Source organism: Geitlerinema sp. CS-897 (assembly GCF_028368005.1).
GTDB lineage: Bacteria > Cyanobacteriota > Cyanobacteriia > Cyanobacteriales > Geitlerinemataceae > Baaleninema > Baaleninema simplex.
Genome location: NZ_JAQNCQ010000024.1, coordinates 1 through 24,509, shown reverse-complemented (window position 1 = coordinate 24,509; position 24,509 = coordinate 1). Strand labels below are relative to the sequence as shown.

The 24,509-nt window shown below is 51.1% G+C and carries 23 protein-coding genes and 1 pseudogene; 9 read left to right on the top strand and 15 right to left on the bottom strand.

Going from position 1 to position 24,509, the window contains the following annotated elements:
* The first annotated feature begins 377 nt into the window (after positions 1-377).
* From POG22_RS01015 to POG22_RS00985, 7 genes and pseudogenes are all read left to right on the top strand, one after another.
* On the top strand, positions 378-1,694 hold the full coding sequence (locus tag POG22_RS01015; RefSeq protein ID WP_498903118.1) for an RNA-guided endonuclease InsQ/TnpB family protein: 1,317 nt from the start codon (positions 378-380) through the stop codon (positions 1,692-1,694).
* Positions 1,695-1,735: 41 nt separating this feature from the next.
* Positions 1,736-2,059 (top strand): annotated as a pseudogene (locus POG22_RS01010) (clan AA aspartic protease).
* Positions 2,060-2,605: 546 nt separating this feature from the next.
* Complete coding sequence (locus POG22_RS01005; RefSeq protein ID WP_498903116.1) at positions 2,606-2,815, top strand: type II toxin-antitoxin system HicB family antitoxin; 210 nt, start codon at positions 2,606-2,608, stop codon at positions 2,813-2,815.
* A gap of 3 nt (positions 2,816-2,818) precedes the next feature.
* Complete coding sequence (locus POG22_RS01000; RefSeq protein ID WP_074170873.1) at positions 2,819-3,043, top strand: type II toxin-antitoxin system HicA family toxin; 225 nt, start codon at positions 2,819-2,821, stop codon at positions 3,041-3,043.
* Between the two features lie 72 nt (positions 3,044-3,115).
* Complete coding sequence (locus POG22_RS00995; protein ID WP_498903113.1) at positions 3,116-3,301, top strand: hypothetical protein; 186 nt, start codon at positions 3,116-3,118, stop codon at positions 3,299-3,301.
* Between the two features lie 88 nt (positions 3,302-3,389).
* Positions 3,390-4,637 carry an RNA-guided endonuclease InsQ/TnpB family protein gene (locus tag POG22_RS00990; RefSeq protein ID WP_498903112.1) on the top strand — a complete coding sequence of 416 codons (1,248 nt, stop codon included), beginning with the start codon at positions 3,390-3,392 and terminating at the stop codon, positions 4,635-4,637.
* A 47-nt stretch (positions 4,638-4,684) separates the two neighbouring features.
* Positions 4,685-5,194: a Uma2 family endonuclease gene (locus tag POG22_RS00985; protein ID WP_498903111.1), complete on the top strand. Its 510-nt coding sequence runs from the start codon at positions 4,685-4,687 to the stop codon at positions 5,192-5,194.
* Positions 5,195-5,223: 29 nt separating this feature from the next.
* On the opposite strand, the gene POG22_RS00980 is transcribed toward POG22_RS00985, so the two are convergent.
* The 9 genes from POG22_RS00980 to mutL all read right to left on the bottom strand — a co-directional run bounded on the left by POG22_RS00980 (position 5,224) and on the right by mutL (position 18,929).
* Positions 5,224-6,498, bottom strand: a complete 1,275-nt coding sequence (locus tag POG22_RS00980) for a pentapeptide repeat-containing protein (RefSeq protein WP_498903109.1) — start codon at positions 6,496-6,498, stop codon at positions 5,224-5,226.
* A gap of 308 nt (positions 6,499-6,806) precedes the next feature.
* Positions 6,807-9,845, bottom strand: coding sequence for an efflux RND transporter permease subunit (locus tag POG22_RS00975; protein WP_498903108.1), 3,039 nt, complete (start codon positions 9,843-9,845; stop codon positions 6,807-6,809).
* Positions 9,846-9,933: 88 nt separating this feature from the next.
* Positions 9,934-10,830, bottom strand: a complete 897-nt coding sequence (locus POG22_RS00970) for an acyl-CoA desaturase (RefSeq protein ID WP_074170877.1) — start codon at positions 10,828-10,830, stop codon at positions 9,934-9,936.
* Positions 10,831-10,834: 4 nt separating this feature from the next.
* Positions 10,835-12,358, bottom strand: coding sequence for a B12-binding domain-containing radical SAM protein (locus POG22_RS00965; protein ID WP_063716604.1), 1,524 nt, complete (start codon positions 12,356-12,358; stop codon positions 10,835-10,837).
* A gap of 462 nt (positions 12,359-12,820) precedes the next feature.
* A complete protein-coding gene (locus tag POG22_RS00960; protein ID WP_498903107.1) occupies positions 12,821-13,525 on the bottom strand; it encodes a hypothetical protein in 705 nt (234 codons plus the stop codon).
* 134 nt (positions 13,526-13,659) lie between these two features.
* Positions 13,660-14,646, bottom strand: a complete 987-nt coding sequence (locus POG22_RS00955) for an adenosine kinase (RefSeq protein ID WP_498903105.1) — start codon at positions 14,644-14,646, stop codon at positions 13,660-13,662.
* A gap of 417 nt (positions 14,647-15,063) precedes the next feature.
* Entirely contained in the window at positions 15,064-15,690 is a 627-nt protein-coding gene (locus POG22_RS00950; RefSeq protein ID WP_498903104.1) for a 50S ribosomal protein L25/general stress protein Ctc, read from the bottom strand.
* A gap of 100 nt (positions 15,691-15,790) precedes the next feature.
* A complete protein-coding gene (locus POG22_RS00945) occupies positions 15,791-17,134 on the bottom strand; it encodes an adenylosuccinate synthase (protein WP_063716828.1) in 1,344 nt (447 codons plus the stop codon).
* A gap of 115 nt (positions 17,135-17,249) precedes the next feature.
* Positions 17,250-18,929, bottom strand: coding sequence for a DNA mismatch repair endonuclease MutL (mutL, locus tag POG22_RS00940; protein ID WP_498903102.1), 1,680 nt, complete (start codon positions 18,927-18,929; stop codon positions 17,250-17,252).
* 226 nt (positions 18,930-19,155) lie between these two features.
* On the opposite strand from mutL, the gene POG22_RS00935 reads away from it, so the two are divergent.
* Positions 19,156-19,593 carry a CAAD domain-containing protein gene (locus POG22_RS00935; RefSeq protein ID WP_017659119.1) on the top strand — a complete coding sequence of 146 codons (438 nt, stop codon included), beginning with the start codon at positions 19,156-19,158 and terminating at the stop codon, positions 19,591-19,593.
* A 66-nt stretch (positions 19,594-19,659) separates the two neighbouring features.
* Here the strand turns inward: POG22_RS00935 and POG22_RS00930 are convergent, their stop codons facing one another.
* The 5 genes from POG22_RS00930 to POG22_RS00910 form a co-directional block, all read right to left on the bottom strand.
* The gene (locus tag POG22_RS00930; RefSeq protein ID WP_063716830.1) at positions 19,660-20,130 is read right to left on the bottom strand and encodes a GNAT family N-acetyltransferase; all 471 of its coding nucleotides are present in this window, start codon (positions 20,128-20,130) and stop codon (positions 19,660-19,662) included.
* 11 nt (positions 20,131-20,141) lie between these two features.
* Positions 20,142-20,303 carry a DUF8624 family small hydrophobic protein gene (locus tag POG22_RS00925; RefSeq protein WP_498903100.1) on the bottom strand — a complete coding sequence of 54 codons (162 nt, stop codon included), beginning with the start codon at positions 20,301-20,303 and terminating at the stop codon, positions 20,142-20,144.
* Between the two features lie 162 nt (positions 20,304-20,465).
* On the bottom strand, positions 20,466-21,197 hold the full coding sequence (gene rph / locus POG22_RS00920; protein ID WP_063716831.1) for a ribonuclease PH: 732 nt from the start codon (positions 21,195-21,197) through the stop codon (positions 20,466-20,468).
* Between the two features lie 118 nt (positions 21,198-21,315).
* On the bottom strand, positions 21,316-21,588 hold the full coding sequence (locus POG22_RS00915; RefSeq protein WP_498903099.1) for a histidine kinase: 273 nt from the start codon (positions 21,586-21,588) through the stop codon (positions 21,316-21,318).
* A 297-nt stretch (positions 21,589-21,885) separates the two neighbouring features.
* A complete protein-coding gene (locus POG22_RS00910) occupies positions 21,886-22,173 on the bottom strand; it encodes a hypothetical protein (protein WP_144053654.1) in 288 nt (95 codons plus the stop codon).
* A 117-nt stretch (positions 22,174-22,290) separates the two neighbouring features.
* Between POG22_RS00910 and POG22_RS00905 the strand changes: the two genes are divergently transcribed.
* A complete protein-coding gene (locus POG22_RS00905) occupies positions 22,291-22,482 on the top strand; it encodes a hypothetical protein (protein WP_498903098.1) in 192 nt (63 codons plus the stop codon).
* On the opposite strand, the gene POG22_RS00900 is transcribed toward POG22_RS00905, so the two are convergent.
* Positions 22,472-24,139, bottom strand: coding sequence for an iron uptake porin (locus tag POG22_RS00900; protein WP_063716834.1), 1,668 nt, complete (start codon positions 24,137-24,139; stop codon positions 22,472-22,474). The two genes, POG22_RS00905 and POG22_RS00900, sit on opposite strands and share 11 nt — an antisense overlap.
* Between the last annotated feature and the right edge of the window lie 370 nt (positions 24,140-24,509).

Sequence of the window (24,509 nt, the reverse complement as noted above, 5' to 3'; positions counted from 1 at the left end):
ATGTCAGCCACCGCTTTGAGATGTTCTTGTAGCTTTTCTCGTTCTTCGGAGTTTAAGTTCATTTTGAAATTTTTTAGATATATCTACTCATATTATTTTACCATGATTTTTGTGTTTTTACGAAAGTGAGATGCACCCATGAAACCGGGCTACAGGCAGCCCGAAGCCTTCAGGAAAAGTCCCCGTATGCAAGACTCTTTGGCATCCGTATCGGCTATAATGTAGCGGCTTCTTTCGGTGGTGTGATGGAGCGGGTGAGCAGTGATTTCCGGTATGGTGACTGATAGAAATGCGATCGTCTCATCGAAAAATTTGGGTTTGAAACCCCGTCCTTCCAGGACGGCTTTACAATAAATTTGGGCCGGTAAACTGCCAAAATGACACTGCGAGCTTTCCGATATCGCTTCTATCCCACTCCCGAGCAAGATTCCCTCTTGCGTCGAACAGTGGGTTGCGTGCGGCTTGTCTACAACAAGGCGTTGGAAGCGAGATCGAGGGCATGGAAAGAGCGACAGGAGAAGGTAGGATATCGTGAAACCTCGAAGATGCTGACGCAATGGAAGCAAGAAGAGGAGTTGCAGTTTCTTGGGGAAGTAAGTTGCGTTCCTCTCCAACAAGGATTGCGCCATCTCGATAAGGGATATTCCAACTTTTTCAACGGAAGAGCCAAATACCCACGGTTCAAAAAGAAACGGAATGGAGGTAGCGCCGAATTTACCAAATCGGCGTTTCGTTGGCGAGATGGTTCTCTGTATTTGGCAAAAAGCCAAGAACCGCTCGAGAGCCGATGGAGTCGCCAACTCCCCAAAGGAGTAGAACCCTCTACCGTCACGGTGCGACTCGAACCCTCGGGACGTTGGCATATTTCCATCTTGGTGGACTATGACACCGTTAAACCACTTCCCCAGTCCGAGAAAAGTGTCGGCGTCGATGTGGGAATCGCCTATCTCGCCATTACCAGCGATGGAGAAAAAGCGGAAAATCCCCGCCATCTGACGAAACACTACAAACGCTTGAGACGCGCTCAGAAAGCCCTGTCTCGTAAGATGAAGGGTTCTCGGAATCGAGAGAAGCGGTGCGACCCCGCGCCGTCGCACGGCGCTAGGGAACGCGCACCAAGAGAGGCACGTCGTAAAGTTGCCAAGATTCACGAAAAAATCAAAGATTCTCGGAGCGATTACCTGCACAAACTGACAACCCGCCTGGTGCGTGAAAACCAAACCGTCGTGGTGGAATCCCCCCTAACCCCCCTTAATAAGGGGGGAACTAAAGGGGGGATAGGGATGGTAAGAAATCCCAAACTCGCCAAACATATTTCCGATTGTGCGTGGGGAGAGTTCGTCAACCAACTGGACTATAAATGCCAGTGGTACGGGCGAACTCTTGTCAAGGTAGACAAGTGGTTTCCGAGCAGTAAGTTGTGTTCGAGTTGCGGACACAAAGCTGATTCGATGGCGTTGGATGTCAGAGAGTGGACTTGTCCGAAATGCGGGGCGGATCGCGATCGGGACATCAACGCTGCACGAAACCTTTTGGCGGTGGGACACACCGTTACAGCACGGACATCTCACGGTGGCGAACTCGGTTCGCCACCCGTGTCCTCCTGTGGAGCGAGTGTAAGACTTGAAGGACATTGTTCTAGAGAGCAACTGCGAAAAACCCGTAAGGGGAAGAAACAGGAACCCAAATCGTGAGGTTTGGGAATCACCGTCCTTCCAGGGCGGTGAGGATGTCAATGACCTTTCTTTTGGTGAATAGTGCAACTTTCCCGATCGAGTTTGTCATCGATACAGGCTTTACGGATCGCCTTTGACTCCCGCCAGAGGCCGTAAATTTGCTCAGACTTCCATTTTTGTACACTTTACCTGCAAACCTGGCAGACAACAGTTCAGTCTTTTTGCCCGTCCATCAGGCGACAATCTTTTGGGATGGAGCAGAACGAGATGTTCGTGTGTTTGCGACTGGGCGACGACCGTTGATTGGAACCGCACTGCTTAACGAGCAAGAACTGGTCATTCAGTTTACGGAGGGTGGGTTGGTGACGATCGATGAGTTATAGCGTCTAAGAAAACGCCTAGACTACAGCTTGAATTTTTGCTCTATTTTGGCAGTGGATTTATTGAAATCCCTCTAAAAACCCAGTTTCTTTAAGAAAGTGTAGGATTGCAATAGATGCAACCGATCGAGATCGAGTCAGCCATGACATCCCTGGCAACTGAGTTTGCAGAAGAAGACTGTACTCTTACTGAAGCTGGAATGGGTGATGATTCAGCGATGCTCGATCGAGAAGATTAGCCATGACCGAGCCGCTTCAACGGGGAGAAGTTTGGTCGCCAAATCTCAATCCCACTGGGTCTTCTGGGTTTAAGGTGATAAGCTAATTTTATGATAAGTAAGACCCTTACTGTAGGGGCGTCATGGCAATGCGCCCCCGCCCAATTTTGCATTCAAAATAACAAATTACACCACAAGTCCCGAAGACCCATCCCACTCAAGGTTCCGAGCATTGGAGCATCTCGATCTAAAAACCTTGCACCTTTTTTAAAAAAAGTTTTAAAACTCTTACTAGGTATACATTTCATATTGATTCAGAAAACCTTAGCTTATGAGAACATTCACTGCAATTATCGAGCAAGATTCTGACACTAACCTCTATGTGGGTTATGTCCCTGGATTTGCTGGAGCGCACTCCCAAGGAGAAACTTTGGATGAGTTGCACGAAAACCTTCGTGAAGTCATTGAGATGCTTCTGCAAGATGAGGAAGTAGTATTCAAGACCGAGTTTGTTGGTATACAGCAGATTGTGGTTCAGTAGGCCATGAGTAACATTCCCGTTCTGAAGCCGCAAGAAGTTGTACGTATTCTAGAAAATCTAGGCTTTGTAGAGGTTCGTCAAAAAGGTTCACACAAGCAGTTTCGGCATGAAGATGGTCGAGGGACAACTGTTCCGTTTCATAAAGGACGTGATATTTCTCCGAGACTTCTACGGCAAATTGCCAGCGATATCGAACTGACTGTTGAAGAACTGTTAAAGTCGCAGTGAGGTCTAACAAGCCGCTTGCACCCGACCGTCAAAAGGTTATTTGTTACTATCCAAAGTGTAGGATTGCAATAGATGCAACCGATCGAGATCGAGTCAGCCATGACCGTCGCCCTCGCTACGCCACTGAGCCAAATCGAACTGATTCCCGGTAGTGCGATTCGCGTCAGCGGCGTGAGTTGGGAAAGCTACATCGCGTTGTTGCAGGAATTGGGAGAAAATCGCGCAACTCGCATTGCTTACCGAGAATTTTGGGTTTAAAGCCTCGCCCTTCTAGGGCGACTTTACCTAGATATTTTTGTGGTAACATAAATGTATCCGCTATGGGTGCTATTGATTAAGTCGAGCTGTGTTAGTCAGAGAAGCAAAACTTAAAGACGGAACCCCGAAACAATATCAAGCACTTGATGAAGCCATCCGTACAGGACAGTTCGTCAGGAATAAATGCTTGAGGTTGTGGATGGATACCAAAAAGTGTACTAGAGCTAAGATGCAAGCTCTGTGCAAGAGTTTGGCAAGCGAGTTCCCTTTTGCTAAAAAGCTCAATAGTATGGCTCGACAAGCCCACGCCGACCGTGCTTGGCAGGCGGTTAACCGCTTCTATAAGAACTGTCGGGAAGGAGTTAAACCCGCTGGTTATCCAAAGTTTAAAAAGCACAACCGCTCGGTCGAATACAAAACCAGCGGATGGCAGCTGTCGAACGATGGATATACCCTCACTTTCACCGATGGTTTCAAAGCCGGAATCTTCTCTCTCTACTGTAATGGTAAAGCTAGGGAAGACATTCTACGAAGTAAAATTAACCCTGTGAGGGTTGTTCGTCGCGCCGATGGGTTCTACGCCCAATTCTGCCTAGATATTGAACGTCGGGAACAAGGAACATATACAGGGGATGTTGTAGGTATAGACCTTGGGATAAAATATTTCATCAAAGACCAAAACGATAACCCAACCCTATACCCTCAGTTCCTTAGACAGTCTGAACAAAGGCTCAAGAAGCTTCAACGTCAATTGAGTCGAAGATATCGCCAAGGGAAGAAACAGTCGGCAAACTACCACAAGGCACGTCGGCAACTCGGGAAACAGCACCTAACCGTTCACCGCCAGCGTAGAGATTGGGCAATCAAACAAGCCCAAGCGTTAGTGGCATCTCATGATGTCGTGATGTATGAAGATTTAAGAGTTGCTAACTTAGTCAAAAATCACAATCTCGCCAAATCCATTTCTGATGCTGCCTGGAGTCAATTCACAGGCTTCCTCGACTACTATGGTAAGGTTTTGGGAAAAGCGGTAGTCGCTGTCAACCCTGCTTTTACCAGTCAAGATTGTCATAACTGCGGGCATCGAGTTAAAAAGTCTCTTAGCACCAGAACACATAACTGTCCCAACTGTGGAATTGAGATCTGCCGGGATACGAACGCAGCGTTAAACATTCTCAAGCGTGGCATGGAAGCATTAGGAATGGAATGGTCAAACAGTATCGGAGGTCATCCGAGAACTGCCTCGAAAGAGGGAACGACTGAGGAGACTCCCACCTCTGCTGATGAAGGGAAACCTGATTCAGTAAGTGGTGTCGATGAACCAGTAACTGCTTAGCAGGAATCACCGTCCTTCCAGGGCGGTGAGGATGTCAAAACGATGGAGTGTTAGAAATTAGAATGCCGGGGGCGTTTCATGAAATCGTCAACCGAGTTCTTGCCGCCATTGTATTAGTACTGGCGGAGGAGTTGGGGCTAGAATTCAACAATCTCGGTTCGACGAGGTTCGACAGCTCAGAGTTTGCTAAGGGTATCGAACCGAATAGTTGTTTTTTTATTCAAAACGCGCAGGCGGCTCAGGGACTTGATGGGGAGATATCCTCGAACGTTCCCCCCGATTTGGCTGTTGAAGTCGATATCGCCCATCGTTCTCAGAGCAAACTTCCGATTTACAGTGCGATCGCCGTTCCCGAACTCTGGCTGTACCGACAGGATGCGCTGTCGATTTTGGCATTGCAAGGGGGAGAGTACCAAGAAATTTCGACGAGTCTGGCGTTTCCCGCCGTCAGCGTCGCGCAACTGAACCAGTGGTTGCAACTGCGAAAAACGGGGACGGATTTAACGGCGGTGCGCGCTGTGCGAGAATTTTGTCGCGATCGCTCGACCTCGCCCTAAAGCTCTCTTGAGGTCGCAGTTTCTATAGATTAGAATCGCCATGGATTCATTTCAATTTTGCCATCAGGAAAAACTGTTTTCCAACAAGTTGCGTAACGGCGGTTTGTGGAGCAGCTCCAAAGTCCTTTCGTTTGGCTAAAATTAGTTTCTACAAAAGTAGCGCGATCGAAATTGGAGCCGGTCAAATCAGCTTGAAATAGGTTGGCTCTTTCCAATGTAGCCAGTGATAAATTTGCATATGCTAAATTAGCTTTGGTTAAATTTGCTCGAGTTAGATTTGCGACGATAAGATTGGCTTTAATTAGATCGGCTTCTGTCAAATTAGAATCTACTAGCATTGCTCCTCTTAGGTTGGCATCAGCAAAGTTCGCTCCAATTGAAGACACAAAATTCATATTAGCTCCAAATAAATCTGCACTCAATAAATTTGCTACATCCAGCAAAGCTAGCTGGAGATTTACTTCTATAAGCTGGGAATGCTGCAAATTCGATCCAGACAAGTCAGCTTCAGATAAATTTGCTTCTTGTAAATTACAATTCTGTAAATTCGCTTCAGTCAACAAAGCTTTGCTTAAATTAGCGTTTTTGAGATTACTTCCTGTCAAATTTGTATGGCGAAGATCGGCAGAGTTTAATATAATATTCTCTAGATTGACGTCAATTAAACTAACACCAATTAAGTTCGATTTGCTAAAATCTCTTTTTCCGCCTTGATATTCTCTTAGCAATCGTTTTGCTCTATCTTTTGGGCTACTATTTCCTTGTTTAATTGTTTTTGATTTGGCATAATAAATATCAGATCTACGGATATCATGTAGACATCCAAATATTGTATTGTCTAATATTGCATATTGCAGGTTGACAGCCTTATTCAAATTAGTATCTCTCAGATTCGCATTCTTGAGATTTGTACCATAAAAATCTACATTTTCTAATTGACATGATTCAAGATTTGCACCTTCAAGATTTGCTCCGATAAAACTAGCTCCATTCAAAATTGACTGACTCAAACAGGCTTGACTCAAATTGGCATTACTAAAGATAGCACCTTGTAGTCTACAAGGTGCAAAAATAGAGCCTTTCAAATTTGCATTTTCAAAGTCTGCGTTAGATAAATCCGATCTACTGAAATTAACTCCTAAAAGTTTTGCGTTTCTAAAACTGATGCCTGTCGCCCAATGCAAAATAGGTCTAGAAACATTTAATTGAATTGCCTCTTCTAATAAATCAACTTCTCTTAGATAAATACCGTCAAAATCTTTTTTCCCAGAGTCCCATTGTTTGAGAAATTCTTTAACATCCATCGATGTATATCTATCTATTTTAGAGTGTCAGAATAACATCAGTTTAACGCAGACCTCTAAATTCGTGCATTTCCTCATTGTTAGCTCCCTCGAGCATTATAAATCTTATATTTGCAAGAGGGAGAGTACCGAGAGGTTTCGACGAGTCTGGCGTTTCCCGCCGTCACCGCAACGCAACCAGTGGTTGCAACTGCGAAAAACGGGGACAGATTTAACGGTGGTGCAGGCTGTGCGAGGGTTTTGTCGCGATCGCTCGACCTCACCCTAACGGTTTCCCCATCCCCTCATCACCTCACCCCATCATCATCTCAACTGACCCGAGGCCGTTTCACCAACACATACGCGCAAGGAACAAAAAACAACGCCAACAGCGTCGCACCCCCAACCCCGCCCGCAATACAAATCGCCATCGGCGGCCAAAACCCGCCACCGCCCAAAATCAAGGGAACGAAACTCGCCATCGTCGTAAACGTCGTGGTCAAAACGTGACGGGTCGATCGCACCACCACCTCCAGAATCGCCCCACGATCGCCCACCGCCGCCTTCGCATCGTCCTGAATCCCCGCCAACACCACGATCGAATCGTTAATCGCAACCCCCACCAACCCCACCGTTCCCAACATGGCCATAAACCCAAACGGATAGCCGAACAGCCACAGCGAGAGCATCCCCAACCCCACCGAACCCACGCCGACGATGGCGATAATCCCCGCCGAACGAAACGAGTTCAACGACAACACCAACGTCGCCACCATCATCACCAACAACACCCCCACCGCAGACATCAACTCTTCCACCGCGCGATCGCGTTCGGCAGATTCCCCGCCGATTTCCAAACGATACCCAGGGGGAACCAAAAAGCCTTCCGCCTCCACCCGCTGGCGAAACTCCGCCAACACCACGGCCGGTAAGACCTCCGCCCGCACGAACCCTTGAATCGTATTCACGCGGACGCCCTCACGACGCGCGATCGCCGTCAGTTGCGGTACCAGCGTCCACGAACTCACCGTAGACAGGGGCGGCGAAGCGTTCGTTCCCTGCAAGGTCAACGCCGCAATCCGTTCCACATCCCCTCGGTCGGCGTTACTCCAACGCACCCGAACCGGGAGTTCGTCGCTTCCGGCCAAAATCGACCCGCCCACGATACCGTCTAAACTGGCTTGTAACTGTTCCGCCATCTCTACCGAACTGAGTCCCGCCCGTTGCAAGGCGTCGTCGTCCCACCGCAACGCCAACCCCGGTAAGGTTTCCCCCAAATCCGCCCGAGTGTGGACGATACCGGGAACCCCCGCCAAGAGCGATCGCAACTGGTTCCCCAGACGTTGCAACGTCGCCAAATCGTCCCCGTACACCCGAAGTTCGATGGGGGCGGGAATGTAGGGGCCGAAGACCAACTGACGCGCGATCGCCCGGGCTGAGGGTAAATTGCGATCGAGTTCCTGCTGCACCGCTTCCACCAATTGCGGCACCTCCCGCGAGTCGTCCAAAATGACGAAACTACTAGCGTAGTTGGGCCCTTCATTGGCAAACTTGGGGGGCATATTTTGATAGAACGCGGGCGATCGCACCCCGAAAAACGAGTAAACGTCCGTCACGCGGGGATTGTCTTCTAACAGCGATTCCGCTTGAGAAACCACCGTTTGCGTTTCCGCCATCGACGCCGACGGGGGTAACTCGTACTCGACGAGAAATTGATTCCGTTCCGTCGCCGGAAAAAACTGTTCGGGGAGTTGTCCGGCCACGCGAAACCCCAAAATCGGCAAACCGAACGCCAACACCATCCCCAGCAGCGGACGGGACAAACAAAAACCCAACACCCCTCGATACACCCGCGTCAGCGGCGACCAGGAAATCCCCGTCGCCACCGCGTTACCAGAACGATAAAACCGTCCGGCGATGGCGAGAACCACCGTCAGGGACAATCCCAGAGAACTCAACAACGCCAAAATCACCCCTTGGGCGAGGGGGCGCACGAATTCCCCTTTATCCCCCGGAAGCAGCAGAATCGGGACGAAGGCGATAACGGTGGTGAGGGTCGAAGCCAACAGCGGCGTCGCCAGGGTTTTCACGGTTTTGTCGATGGCGGCGGCGGAACTGTACCCGGATTTGAGGAAATGGGTGAGTTCGTCCACCACCACGATCGCGTTATCGATGAGCAGTCCCAGGGCGATAATCAAGCCGCTGATGGAGATTTGATTGAGGGAAATGTCTAAAATTCCCATCCACCCCACCACCATCAGAATCGACAAGGGAAGGGCGGAACCGATGATGAGAGCGGATTTCCAGCCCATCATGATTCCGGTGCAGAGACAGACGAAAAACACGCCCAACAGCAGGTTGTAAACGAGGTTTTGCAGTCTGGCTTCGACGTACTGACTCAAATCCAGCAGGATTTCGATGCCCAATTCTGGGGGTTGGTCGTCCCGCAAGCCGTCGAGGACTCGATACGCCTCTTGCGCCCAGCGATCGACCCGGAGGCTGGTGTCGATTTGCACCCCTAGGACGACGGCGGGCTTTCCGTTGACGCGGGCGAGTTCGGCGGGGGGTTCGCGAATGCTTTGACGGACGGCGGCCAAGTCGTTGAGGTGCAAACTGCGGCTGTCGTGGCTGCGGAGGGGGAGTTGTCGCAGGCGATCGATGGAGTCGAGGGGTTCGGCTAAGTCGAGGACGAGACGGTTCTGTTCGCCGTACACCTGTCCGGCTGCGACTTTGGCATCCCGGCCGCGAATCTGTTGCGAGATGCGTTGCGGCGTCAGTCCCAACACCGCCGCGCGATCGGGATCGACTTCCACGATGACTTCTTCGCTGGGTTGGCCGAAAAAGACGAGGCGATCGCTACCGTTAATGGCTTGCAGGCGATCGCTCAATTCTTCCGACTGGCGGCGCAAAATCGCGGAATTGGGGGGACTGTCCGCTTCCCACGTCAGGGCGACGACAGCAGCGAGGGCGCGAAAATCCAAGGGGACGTATTCGGGATCTCCAGCCCCTTGGGGCAGCAGCGGGACAGCATCGGAGAGGCGATCGCGCACCTGAGACCACACTTCGTCTACGTCGTCCACCGTCGGTTCGACTTCTAAAAAAATTGAGGACAACCCAGATACCGAGGTGGATTCGATTTTACGAAGATCTTGAATTCCCTCGAGAACGCCTTCAACTTTTTCCGTGACTAAGGTTTCGACGCGACTGGCACTGACACCGGGAAAGGAGGTCAATACACCGCCGTACCACTGACTGAATTCGGGGTCTTCCAGTTGGGGTAAGGTTTGATAGGAAGAGACGCCCCAAACGACGATGAGGCAGATGGTTAAAATTAGGAGTCGAAGGTTTCGATAAAACAAACTCCACATTTGGAGAACCCCGATAAACCGTCTGAAAGCTGGGCTGTATTTGTTATAGTCTATTTTTTGAGAGGGCGATTGCGTTTTTTTAGTATTGCTAAGTATTTTTCAACCGAGAGCGATCGAGACGTAACATCTCCTTGGGTGAAGGGACTCTCACATCCCAAGCCAAACCCAATTTTTCTAAAAGTTGGATAAACCACCAACTCGGATCGATTTGCCACCCGGTTAAACCTTGCCGTGCCGAATACGGAAACGCATGATGGTTGTTATGCCATCCTTCGCCGAGAGTCAGTATCGCAACTAACCCATGATTGCAGCTATAATCTTCCGTCACGAACGGGCGACTTCCCCACACATGACAAACGGAATTAACACAAGCACTCACATGATGACCGAATATTAACCGAGCCAGTCCGCCCCAGAAAAAACCACTAAAAAACCCCGTCCAAGTTCCAGTTAAAACGCCTCCAAGAACCGCCGGAATGACAAAAGAAAGCAGCGGCCAGACTAACGCATATCGACTGACAAAACAGATAACCGAATCGTTTTGAATATCGACCGCATAACGAAAATCAGATCGTTCCCAATCGTCATCAAAAATCCAGCCTAAATGGGAATACCAAAATCCCTTTAAACGCCCCCAAAAATCGTTACCGGAAAGATGGGGAGAATGGACATCTCCCTCGACATCTTCATAGCGGTGATGGCGACGATGAAGATCGACCCACCGAATCGGATCGCTTTGACCGGACATCGCCCCCAAAATCGCCAAAATGCGCCGAGTTTTGACACCCGTTTTAAAGGCTTTATGAGACAGCAAGCGATGATATCCCACGGTGACGCCTCCCATCGTAATAACATGCATTCCCACCAACAAGCTGATATCCAAAAGGGTGACGTGCAAAATACCTGCAAACAAACCAACAGCGATAAGAAGCGGTCCCGCACAATCGACAACGATAATCAGAAATTTTAAAATCCGTTCTAGCATCAACTTAGACAACTTGAGGTTGAATTTGCTCCAAGCAGGGGGTTTGTTCTTCCGGCGAAACTAATTCTGCATAACGACCTAAGATTTTATTAGATTTCTGCTTATAAAAATTGGGTAATGCCGTCGATTTTCCGTCGTGAAAATCTCGAAATTGCTTGTCAGTACGCAATAAATTCAAAATTTCAAGATAGTATTTTTTAACCACTGCTTCTCCTTTTTGTCGAACGATATGAATCAGTCGAGTACGGTTGTTTTTTGAGGTTTTGAGTCGTTTCTTCATCAGTTTTTCTGACGCCACGCTGTCCGACAACTCGATGAGCTTTTCATAATAAGTGATGGCATCGTAATGTTTGAGTTGTGTCACCAAATGGGGAAAATAGTAAAACGTAAATGGCATCGATTTTAAAATGCGATCGTCCGCCCAAAAGCGATCGAACATCGGCGTTCCCCCAAATGGAACGGGAATTCCAATAACCGGCCAAGCTGAAGGAGTTTGTTCGATAAAACGCTTCATTAACTCAACGGGTTCGTCTCCTTTGTCGGTATCGAGTCCAAACAACAACGTCACCTGTTGGTAGGCGACGTATTCGTACAGTTGTTCGACGTGGTTTGAGACGCGATCGACCTTTTCAAACCCTTTTTTAAACTTCAATCCCGCTTTAGTCGAATAATCGTCCTGCCAAGATTCGACCCCATAAGACGCCCCAATACACTTCGTTTCTCGCAATCGGTCAATTCTTGAAGGTGTCAGAATGCTTAAAGAACATTCCATCACGTAGGACATCCGCGACTCGGGGGGAATACTTTCAAGGACGTTGAAGACGCGATCGAATTGAATGGCAAAATTAGGATCGTGAAATGCCACGACTGTATTCGGATAGTTTTTAGCCAAATAGTGCAGGTCGTTGGCAAAGCGATCGCTGGATAACACCTGATAAGGACTGTTCCAATCCATACAAAAATCACAAGTGTACGGACAACCCAGACTCGTAACCATCGGAACGCTGGTAAACACGCTCGGCCATTTCTTCTTAAAAAACGACGCCGTTAAAATTTCTGGCATTCGCTCTTCAACCGTCGGACAGTCCGTAAAAGGTTTGGCACTGGAGATGTAATGTCCTTTTTCAAACTGTCCCGAAACAATATCGGAAATCAGTTCTTTGTTGCAATCTTTAACCACTAAGTCAAAAAAGCGCAAACAATCCGCAGGAAAGGCTTCAGCGTGAGCGCCACCGATGATGGTAAAGGTTCCTAACTGACGGTACAGTTTCGCTAATCCATAGACGAGTGAACTCGCCAGCGTACAACAAGAGAAAAAGACAATATCTAAATCTTTCGGAAGCAACCGTTCGGGATTTCCCACGCCGTAATAGGTTGCATAAAAGCTTTGATGACCGAGTTGGCGACACCAAACGGAAATGGCTTGAGGAGTCAGACTCGCATATTGTTTTGTCAGAACCGTATGATGCAGTTTTTCAGTCCAAGACTGCGAAGGAAGCGCCATCACTTCTAAAATTCCAACTCTCATTATTGATTCTCCTATAATTTTTTTCGCTCGAATCGTCCGCGTCAATTTGCATTGACTGGATTTACGATCGCACCGAAAAAATTGCGATCGCTGAAGTACTCAATTATACGAATACGAACAGAACATTGGGTTAGAAACGTATTTAAACGTTCGTTCTTGACGTTCGAGCGTTTCCGAATACCGATAAATCGATCTAGAAAAAGCTTCTCGATCGCGATCGCTTTACCATCGATAGCCTTCGATCGAGATCGTGCGATCGAACTAATTTATTATGGTTATAAATTTAGATCTAGAAAATTGTCAAGACTTATCGAGTATCTTGCATTTAAATTCATGAAACTTAAAATCTCGTGACAAAAACAGCGATTATTTCGATCGCTTTCCATTTCATGATTTAAATGTTATAAACTGATTAAAGGATAACTGGGAAGCAAGAGAAACGACGACTTCCAAGCCAAATTGTTACAAACTCTCTAAATCCAGGTCGATAAAGTCAGCATAGGCTTGAAGTTCAGGAGACGGCTTTTTCAACGTTGGCGGTGCAGAAAACTGCATTCCTCCGTCAGGACGTTCCATTTCTTCGCTGGTTTCGATACGCCGCCACGTGAGATATAAAAGAGACAAATCGCCGTTTATAATGTCCTGATACAACGGGATTAGGGGAGATAACATATCTTCTCGATCGTCGATCCACCCCGTTACAAAATCTAGACCATAGAAAGACAGTTCGAGAAGGATCGATTTTTTCGTCGGTTTGACTTTAACGGCGTATTCAATTTTATAAGGGTCGAAAATTTCGGGATCGATCGCATCTTTGGTAAAGCGAAAAGCCAGGGTTCTCGCGCCAAAGTTAGCGATATAAAGCATCATATCGAAACAGCGATCGAGCGTTTCGAGGGGATCGCCGCGAAAGTCACCGTAAGCGTAGCAAAACCGAGCGCCGTGGGTTTCCAGTTGGACGCGGCTGGATTTGGTTTGGAGATAGTCGCGATCGTCTTTCGTCAAACGGCGATCGATGGTTTGGAATTGATAATATTGAAATTCGCTCATGTTTAGAATTTTCGGTATGCGTTCTTCAGGGATGCGATCGCTGGAAAATTCAGGCGGTGCGTGACGCGGTAATACTCCCTTTACCTGACTTCGACGGGATTTTGGTGCCCACGTCACAGCACCCTACTTAAGATTCCCATTACCTCATCATCCCATCATCTTTTCATCAGTGCCTGTGGGGGCGGTGCGTGACGCGGTAATACTCCCTTTACCTGACTTCGACGGGATTTTGGTGCCCACGTCACAGCACCCTACGCGGCTAACAGAGATTGCGTTTCATCCGGTTCTAAACGAGGTCCCAAGCTGGAGACGACGCGAGCAGCGGCTCGAGACGCCAGATTTCCAGAGGCTTTGAAGCTCATGCCGTGGGTCATGCCGTAGAGTAAAGCTCCGGCGTACATATCCCCGGCTCCGACGGTATCGATCGCCTTCACGGACACAGACGGAATTTCCACAACTGCACTACCGTCGTAAATCAACGACCCTTTCGATCCCAAAGTGATGGCGAACTGTTTAGAGAGGGTTTTCAAATAGGCGATCGCGCCGTCGATGTCCTTCGCGTCCGCCAATTTCAGGGCTTCGCTTTCGTTGGCGAAAATGAAATCTAACCCGGAACCAATCATCTCCAACAAACCGGGTTTGAAGAAATCCACCATGTTCGGGTCAGACAAGGACAGCGACGTTTTAACTCCCGCCTGTTGCGCCAAATTGCGAGCTTCGATCGCAGCCGCTTTCCCCGGAGGCGAGGCTACCAAATAGCCTTCAATGTAGAGATAATCCGAAGCAGCGATCGCCTCGGGAACCAAATCGGTGGTTGAGAAATCCGCCGCAATTCCTAAGTGAGTGTTCATCGTGCGATCGGCGTCTGGCGTCACGAACACCAAGCATTTACCCGTCACGCCGTCGGGACGATGTTCGGGATCGACGTTGCTATCTACGCCACAACGCTCCAAATCTTCGAGATAAAACAGTCCCGTATCGTCGTTGGCGACGCGACAAGAGTAAAAACTGCTTCCGCCAAACTGACTGACGGCGATCGCCGTATTCGCCGACGACCCCCCCGAGGCTTTCTTCACCTCGTATTTCAGCAGTTCGTCAACGAGTTCGTGATGGCGGTCTTCATCAATAAGAGTCATCACCCCTTTGTCGATTTTCAGTTGCGACAACAGGTCTTCAGTCACCTCGAATTCCATATCGACGAGGGCGTTGCCAATAGCGTAAACGTTGTATCGATCCATATTGAAAAACAATGAGGGGTCAGTTCGACGGCGGCCATATAGCCAAACCGCAACCGATTTTAACAAGAGAACAGGGAACCGGGAACAAGAAGAATCGTAGGGTGCCGTGACGTGGGCGCCAAAATGCCGTCGAAGTCAGACGAAGGGAGTATTACCGCGTCACGCACCGCCCCCACAGGGAGATGAGGAACACCGGATCTGGGAACAAGAAGAATCGTAGGGTGCCGTGACGCGGGCGCCAAAATCTCGTCGAAGTCAGACGAAGGGAGTATTACCGCGTCACGCACCGCCCCCACAGGGAGATGGGGAAAACATATCTGGGTCATCCCATCATCCGGTTATCTCCCCCGGCTCCCCCGGACACAAAAAAACCAGGGTCGTTCCCTGGTTCTGACTTGAGGTGTATCGACACCGTTTTTATGCTTCGCCGATAACTTCAGGTGTCTCGATAGCGCTCTCTGTGTCTCCTTCCCCTTCTTCAGCTTTCACGCCACGCGGAATTTGAATCGCCGCGATTAACAGGTTGGTATCGGTGACAGGTTCGACGCCTTCGGGAAATACGATTTCGTCGAGATGCAGACTTTTCCCGATGTCCAAAGCCGATACATCGATATCCAACGATTCGGGCATATCAGTCGGGGCGCAGCGAACGCTAATTTCCGTCACCTGGGCTTCGAGAATACCACCGGATTTGAGTCCGACCGGTTCGCCGACGAAGTTCAGCGGTAAATCGACCTGGATGCTGTCTTGAGTAGCAATGGAGAAAAAGCTGATGTGGTAGGGGTAGCCTTTCCAGGGGTGGGTTTGGACTTCCCGCAATAGGGTTTTGCCAGTCCAAGATAACTCGGGAACGTTGAGGTCGATCAAGCTGGTGCTGGCGGCCGGTTCTTTGAGCAGTTTCTGAACGGATTTTTCGTCGACCACGAGAGAAACGGAGTTGTCGCCGTCGTGGCCGTACAGAACAGCGGGAATCCAACCCTCGCGTCGCAGGGCGTTCGGTTTACTACCTTCGGGTCTGGGCTTGCACTCTACTGTCAGTTTCATGGTGGTTGTTGCGTTTCGTTACAAAAAAGTCAAGCATTCTATGGTATCACAGGCGATTTTCTCAGCGCCTGAGTCCGTGGGGCGATCGCCTGGAGCGAACCTACGAGGCCGAACCTTCTAAGGGGGTTCCGTTGGCATCGAGAAGGGCGCGTTTGGGGCCGTGAATGGGATCTTCGACGATGATGGTTTGATGGCGTCCGGCACCAAGCGACACGATCGCGATGGGAACTTCCATCAGTTCGGCCAGGAATTTCAGATAATCGAGCGCCTGGGTCGGTAAATCGTCGAGTTCGCGGCACTCCTCGGTGGAGGTTTTCCAACCGGGAAGGGTTTCGTAAACGGGTTTGCAGCGGGCGAACTGACGGGCGTTACTGGGAAAGTCGGTCGTTCGCACGCCGTCGATTTCGTAGGCGACGCAAACTTTAATTTCCTCGAGGGTGTCGAGAACGTCCAGTTTGGTGATGGCCAGGCAGTCCATGCCGTTAATGCGGACGGCGTAACGGCCGATGACGGCGTCGAACCAACCGCAACGACGGGCGCGGCCGGTGGTGGTGCCGAACTCAGCCCCCCGCGATCCCAGCACTTCTCCGATCCCGTCGGTCATTTCCGTCGGAAACGGCCCTTCGCCAACGCGGGTGGTGTAGGCTTTAGCCACGCCGATCACGCGATCGATAATCGTCGGACCGACACCCGCTCCCACGCAGGCACCGCCTGCGACGGGGTTGGACGAGGTAACGTAAGGATACGTACCGTGATCGAGGTCGAGGAGCGTTCCTTGAGCGCCTTCAAACAAGATGTTGCGACGAGACCGCACGGCCTCGTTAATGCGGAGGGACGCATCGACGACGTGGGGACGCAGGCGATCGGCATATTGGAGGTAGCGATCGGCCACTTCGTTGGCGTCGAGGGGCGGTAAGTCGTACAGTCGTTGCAGGATATCGTTTTTATAGGGAATCGTCCACTGTAGGGTATCCCGCAATCCGTCCGAGTCCATTAAGTCGAGGATGCGAATTCCCGTTCGCTCGGATTTATCGGCGTAAGTCGGCCCGATACCTCGTTTCGTCGTTCCGATTTTATGAGAACCTCGCCGCTCTTCAGAAGCTTGGTCGATCAGGCGATGGTACGGCATCGTAACGTGCGCCGTTTGAGCGATCTTAAGATTCTCGAGCGGAACGTTTAAGGCTTCGAGCTGGTCGAATTCGTCTATGAGTACTTGGGGGTCGATGACCGTTCCCGAACCGATGATACATTCGGTTTCAGGATATAAAATTCCCGAAGGAATCAAGTGAAGCTTAAAAGTACGATCTTTGACAACGACGGTGTGTCCAGCGTTCACTCCTCCTTGGTAACGTACTACGACATCCGCCGAGCGGCTGAGCAAGTCCGTGATCTTTCCTTTTCCTTCGTCGCCCCACTGGGCACCGATTACAACTACGTTAGCCAAGGGTCTTTATGAGTGTCGAGTTTACACAATCTAAAATTATGTGGACATTTTGTTACGCCTGTCAACAGAAATTCGGGCAGCTTAGCAATTCGTATTGTTGTGGGCAAATCGTGACTTAAATGCCGTGGCTTTTGCCGATAACCCAATGACGGCGAAAGTACCGCGCGAGGGAAGATTCGTCTAAGGCTAAATAAATGGGGCGTCCGTGGGGGCAGGTGTGGGGGTGGCGGGTTTGCTGCCAGCGATCGAGGAGGGTTTGCATTTCTCGTAAGGTGAGAATCGTACCGTTGCGGATGGCACTGCGGCAGGCCGTCGCCACTTGTGCCGCTTCCAAGTCGGGGGTTTGGGACAGCTCCACGATCGCCTCAGCGCAGTCGTCTCGCACGGCCAAGGGGGCGGGGGCTTGACGGATCGCCCAGAGTCCCTCGCCGAAGGGTTCGACTTCCATCGATAAGGCTTGCAACCGCTCGATTTGGCGATCGCTCAACTGCTGTAAAACGATGGGCGGTTCGAGTTCGACGAGTTGCCAGTCGTCGCAGAACTGCTCGAACAATACCCGTTCGTGAGCGATGTGCTGTTCGACTAACCACACGCCATCGGGGTGTTCGGCCACGATATACGTATTGCTGACCTGTCCGACGGCTCGCAGAGGCATCAGTGGCGTGGGGGGAGAATCTTGGCTCTCGTCATCGAGGCGGTAACTGGCTTTGGAGGCCGAGACTTTCAGCAGATGTTGCATCCGGGGAGACCGGGGGGCATCTCGCTGGCTTTCGTCGAGGCGCAAGGCGCGATCGATGGCACTGCGAAGTCGTTCTTGCCAGGTTTCGATTTGCGTTAAATACAGATCGGTTTTCGCTGGGTGGCGGTTCCAGTCGATCGCCTCGGGGGACACGCGCAGGTGAACGAAGCCCAGCGGATAGCGGTGGCGGGGCAACATCCGCGACAAGGCCGATAGAGCGGTTTGTTCGAGTTCCGGTAAGTTGACGATGCGGCCGTTAACGGCAAATTTCAGCCAATCGAGGCGGTGGCGGTGACAGCGATCGGGCAGTCCGAGAACTAGATCTAAACGGTCTTCTGCCTCCTCTCGAGACGAGGACGACGAGGAAAGAGACACCTGGCGTAAATCGTCTAGGCGTACCCCTCGCAACAACTGCACGAGTAACGCTTTCGGGTCGGGACTGCCGCTGAGGGAAAACCAGCGTTTCCCTTGTTTCCAGACTTGCCAGTTGACCTGGGGGTGACAGAGTGCCAGGTTCGCCACCGTCAGTTGAACGGCGCGGAATTGCTGGGCAGGACTCGGAAGAGCGTCGCGGCGTCCCTGCCAGTCGCGAAACAGGTCGCGGACGGCGACGACGGTTCCAGGGGCGATCGCGGCCGGTTCGAGGGCGATCGCCGCTCCCTGACGGTCGTATGCGGCACGCCATCCGTCCCCGTCAGCAGTACGACTGTGGATTTCCAGACGAGCCAGGTGAGCCAGTCCGTGCAAGGCTTCGCCGCGAAACCCCAGGCTGCTGATGCGGTGCAGGTCGTCGAAGCGGTGAATTTTGCTAGTGCTGTGGGCGATCGCCGCACGGCGCAGGTTTTCTCGGGTCATGCCGCAGCCGTTATCGCTGACGCACACCGACCAGCGATCGAGATCGACGGCGATACTAATGCGAGTCGCCCCGGCATCGATCGCGTTTTCGGCCAGTTCTCGAACAGCAGCGGCGGGAGAGTCGATGACTTCTCCAGCGGCGATCGCTCGGACGACGTCAGTAGGAAGGAGTTCGATCGCGCGATCGGATACGGAGGACATCAGGATCGAAGAAGCACTCATAAGTATTTAACGGCAGTTGATGCACCCCCTCACGGGGATGTCGAACGGGATGTGGTGGTTCTCTTGCAATTTTTCAGCCTCTGCCTTACTGTCAGGAAAGTTTGAACGCCAACCCCTATTTCAGATCGATCTAAGGTTTCGGCTGTTGCCGACGGCTCGGAAAGCTCTAATATAATCGACGTTGTTATTTACGAGGTTGTCAACTATGAGTCCAGAAACAAACCCCAACGAAGTACGAACCCCAGGACAGGACGCTCCTGAAGTGACGGTTCCGTCTTCTGAAGGCGGCCAAATTCAATTGTCCAACACTGAGGCGACCGGCGACCGATTCGAAGAAGTCAAAACTCAAGTTCTGTCGATTCTCTCGGATCTTTTCGATTACGTCGGGAAATTTTTCTCGGAATACAAAAAACCCTTGATCAACATCGGTTTGGTGGTTGGGGCGCTCGTCGCCATTTACTTGGTCGCCTCGATCGTCGATGCTATTAACGATATCCCGCTGTTATCGCCCCTCTTCGAGCTGGTGGGAATCGGTTATTCGGGATGGTTTATCTTCCGCTACTTGCTCACCGCCGAGGCTCGCGCGGAATTACAGAATAAAATTACTGACTTTTCCGAAAAGGTGACCGGGACAAAGTCGTAATTCTTCTATATCGAACTCGCTCCTCACCTCTAAGGATGTGGCGTTGGCTGCATCCTTTTTAGCATTTTAGGAACGATCGAGGGGTTTGACCATCCACCAAGACAGGGTACGGTAGCCCAGTTTGCGGTAGAGGGTCACAGCGCGATCGTTGTCGGCAAAGACTTGCAGGCCGATTTGACTGTCGCCCCGTTGTCTGGCCCAGGTTTCGGCATGACGCACGAGGGCGGAGGCGATCCCCCTTCGTCGGTGGGGAGGCGCGACGTAGACGAGGAAAATATGGGCGTGACGATCGCCCCCGAGTTGGTCGATGGCGTTTCCCAACCACAAACAGGCGATCGGTTCGGTTTCCTCTGCGGTTTCAGTTTCGACCCACCATACGGGGGTTTTGGCTGAAAAGTATTGTTCGATGGTATGGGCGAGGTGAGAAAAGTCGCGATCGGGATACAGTTCGCGGTAGGTGCGCTGCGCGAACTTCACCAACCGCGCGCGATCGAGACTCGATCCTTCTTGCAAGCGATAACCGGGCAGAAAAGGCAAGGCGATGGAATTTAGGACTGGGACGAATTTACAGAAGAGGGAGCGGGGACTTCGACGGAGACGGGTTCGCTCAACCCACCGGGAATGAAAATGCGGGCGCTAGTGGCCGCAAGAGCGAGCAGAAATACCAGGACGATTAAAGCTGGAGCGATAAATTGACGGAAAACGTTCATAAGGGTTGAAATGTTGTGCCGTGAGCGATCGATAGTCTCAGTTTAGTGTAAAGATTTTGTTGGGAAGGTGGGGAGACTTTTTACCGCGAACAGTCAACCGCGAACAGCGAACAGTGGGGACAGCTCTGAGTTGACCGCTTCTTCCTTGTCTTCCTTGTCTGCTCAAATCGTTATCCGTCCCGCCAACGCCTGTTTTTGAGCGTCGAGGAGGTCTTTAATGCCCCGTTCGGCCAGGTCGAGCAATTGGTTGAGGTGAGTTCGGGAAAAACTTCCTTCTTCGGCGGTACCTTGCAGTTCGATCGCCTGGAGTTCTTCGGTCATCACGACGTTAAAATCCACATCGGCGGCCACGTCTTCTTCGTATTGCAAATCGAGAACGGCGTCGCCACCAATCAAGCCCACGGAAATGGCGGCGATCGCATGGCGCAGGGGCGATCGCTCGAGTTCTCCGTCTCGAACTAAGGTGGCGATCGCGTCGGCTAAGGCCACCCAACCCCCTGTAATAGCTGTGGTACGGGTTCCGGCATCGGCTTGTAAGACGTCCGCATCGACGATAATCGTTCGCTCGCCCAAGGCTTTGAGGTCGATCGCCGCTCGGAGACTGCGGCCGATGAGCCGTTGGATTTCTTGAGTGCGCCCCGACAGTTTGAGGAGTTCGCGAGCTTGACGTTGCGGCGTCGCACTCGGCAACATTCGATATTCGGCCGTCAACCATCCCTGTCCGCTGTCTTGCAGGAACTTGGGAACGCCGGGAGCGACGGTGACGGTACAAAGAACTTGGGTATTACCACATCGCGCCAACACTGCACTTTTGGCAAAGTGCGTGAAGTCGAGTTCGAAGCTGACTGGGCGCAGGCGATCGTGAGGGCGACCGTCAGGACGTTGCCAGGTCATAGGAATTTACACTCAACTCGAAAAAAAATCTGCGGTCATGCTATCACATCTGTTACAGTCGCCAGTCACCAGTCGCCAGTAGGGACAGTTAACAGTTGACAGGTTCTTCCTCCTCTCCCTATCTCTTTATCTGTTCTTCGAGGCGGCGATCGATATCCTCGGCCGCCGTCCGAATAAATTCGAGGTAACTCTGGCGTTCGGACTCGTCGGAGCTGTCGTCGTCCTCGAGAAGATCGACTGACATCAAAATCGTATTGAGCGACGCCCGAAACTCGTGAGATAGCTCGAGGAAAGATTCGCGGTCAGTCGCAGAAAGCGGTTGTTGAGACGGACTCTCGTTCACGATCGCAGGTTGGGAACTCAACAGGGAGGAAAAAGATGGGGAGGTCATAGCAAAATATGCGTGATATTACGCAATTTATTTGAAATTGTGTTAAAATTGCTTAAGTGAAATTACTTAAAATGCTTGGGCCGCGTGAGAGAGCGTCAACGATCGAGAAGATCTTGGCATCTCCGAGTGAAACGAACTCTCAGACGAACTTCCAATCTGTTGTCCGCTGTTGGTAACACTTAACACCAGACAGATCTCGAGAGCGGCAGCGTCGATCGGTACTTGAGATCTCTCGCTCGCAGCCGCTTTCGATCGCCGAGATCGAGATCGCACCTTACAGTAAAATATACTGTAATTTCACTGAGGAGAGGAATCGATATTTGTAAAATCATCCGTAGTATCGCGATAGCAAGGCGATCGCTCGGGGCGCTCGAGCAACGCACAGGTTTGTTCGACGGCTTCTCGAACTTGTCTGACTTGTACGCGGAGGGGTTGTCGGTTTCTAATTTGAGATTTGGGAGAATCCAAACGGAGTTCGAGCAACTCGACCGACCACAGTAGGGTTTGCAGTTGGGTTCGCAACTCGAAGGACAGTTCGCAGTGGGAAGCAGTCGGTCTCGAAAAACTCGATTCAGGAGTAGTCATCCAACGCACCATCAATAAAGTACCTCGCTGGCGACTATTATTTCTTTTAATACCTTGCAGCGCGACGATCTATAACGGTTAACGGGCTGATTCTCGTCCCTCCTATCCTGTGACAGTTTGAAGGGTGTCCTCGTGACAGTCTCGGGGGCGTTCGTGCGATCGCGATCGCAGATCTACCTATTCGTCGAAGCCAAAATCGAAGCTAGAAAGATGGAAAAATACAACCGTGACGATATCGAAGACTCCCCAGCATCTCACAGATACCGGGGAGTGGGCGCGACAGATAACGATCCGACGCCTAGAACGTAAACGTACCGCGAATCGTTCCCACCACCGCATCATCGTTATCGGCGTCCTGATTGGGATTGACTAACCATACGAACCCCGGCGTGACCGAAAGGTTGTCGCCGATCTTCACGCGATAAAACCCTTCCACGTGCCACGGCACATCGTTGTCGAAGAAATTGTTGTTATCCTCCAATCCCCCGAGATAGGGCTGCGATCCGACCACGATACCGCCGAGGTTTCCCGGCAACAACAAATTCGGGAACGCCAGTCCTAACGCCCAGTTCCAAATTTCACCGTCGAGATCGTCGTTGCGTAACTCGATGTCCGTATAACCACCCCAGGCGTTCGCGTGGAAGTTATCAGTCAAAGCCCAAGACACTTGAACCCCAAAGGAATGGCTCGTAATCGGATTTGTCGCACCGATACCGTTGGCCATGGCCGTTCCTGTAAACCCGATGCCCGTATTATTAAACCCCGAGGCATCGCCGTTGTTGAAGGCGAAGTTGCCTTCTCCGAAGTAACCGTAATTGTAGGTCAAGGCAATACCGATATCGTTGTTGGGGCGCAACGTTAGCTGTCCTAATGCCGCGAAGTCACCGTTAAACAAGCCGTCACCCGACAGGGGACTGCTGGATTCTCCGGCTAAATATCCCGCCGTAAACTGCAAAAAGTCAGTCAAACGAAGGTTTAAGCCCAAACCCGCCCCGCCGCCGAGCCGGTAAATGGGGTTGTGTTGGCCGAAGGCACTCAGGGAACCGTTGCCGCCGTCGTCGTCGTCGAAATAGGGGTTCAGCGTCGGGGTAAAGTCGGTAAAGCGCACGCCGTTCGCGGCGATAGTAACGTCGAATTTGTCATCGACGGGAAACGAGTAAGCCAGGGTGTAGAGATTGACCGAATTGCCGGAATCGCCGAAAACTTGAGAGGCGAGAACGCCTTCTGCGGAGGCTCCGAAGTCGATACCGTCGTTGTTGCCATTGATGCCAAAGGGAACGCTACTACCCGATTGCAAGCGAGTCAGCAGGCGATCGCGCCCGGTAAAACTGGTGACGAAGTCCAAGCGAACCCGGTTTTGAAAGACGGTTTCTTCATTCCCTTCTTCGGCATTGAAGGCGTTGGCGATCGAGAAAATCACTTCCCCGTTTAATTTCGTCGTCGTCGAGAACTGATTGGCTTCGAGTTCGGCGACGCGAGCTTCTAAACCGTCAACTCGCCCTCGCAACGCAGCGAGTTCGGCTGCAAACTCTTCTTGTAGGCGACGCAAGCGGGCTAAATCTTCGGGATCGATTTCTTCACCACCACCGATGAGAGCGACGATTTGGTCGAGACAGGCGTTCAACCCAGCGGCGAACTCGTAGCGAGTCATGAAGTTGTTGCCGCGATAGGTTCCATCGGGATATCCGGCAATACACCCATAACGTTCGACGAGGGATTGGAGAGCTTGGAACGCCCAATCCGTCGGTTGGACGTCGGACAGTTGGGAAACCGATGTGACTTGTGCCAGTCGGACTTCGATAGGTTGGGGTGTTGGGTTGAGTCCTTTGGTAATTGTAACTTCTGGATTTGTTTTGCTGACGGGGGAGGTTTGGGTTTCGGCAGCGTTGGCGAAAAAGGGGATTAATAGGGCAGTCGCGACTAATGCTGAGGGGGCGATTTGGGAAATGACAGATATTTTAGACATGGTTGGTTCTCCTCTCACCGAGGGGCTTTACGTCGATTGTAGGCGAGAGGATTTGCCAGAGTTAGCGGTTTGGCAGCACTCGATACATTTATTGATATCGGGGGGGGTAAACCAACAGCACCCCAGCCTTAGTGGTGAAGAAAAGTCAAGTCCTGAAACCTTTGTTAGAAAAGATATCGCCGTATTAAAGGGTTGGCCGCAAAATCCCAGATCGGTAAATGGCTGCCGGAGATCCCCGGCATCTCCAAGATGAGTATCTGTTTAGCGATGCTCACTCAGGTCGAAGCCTGCCAAGGCATGGCCTGGGCAACGAGGTCAATAAAGGAGTCGTCAGATTGGGCAGCCGTAGCCGCCAAGGAAGCTAAAATCT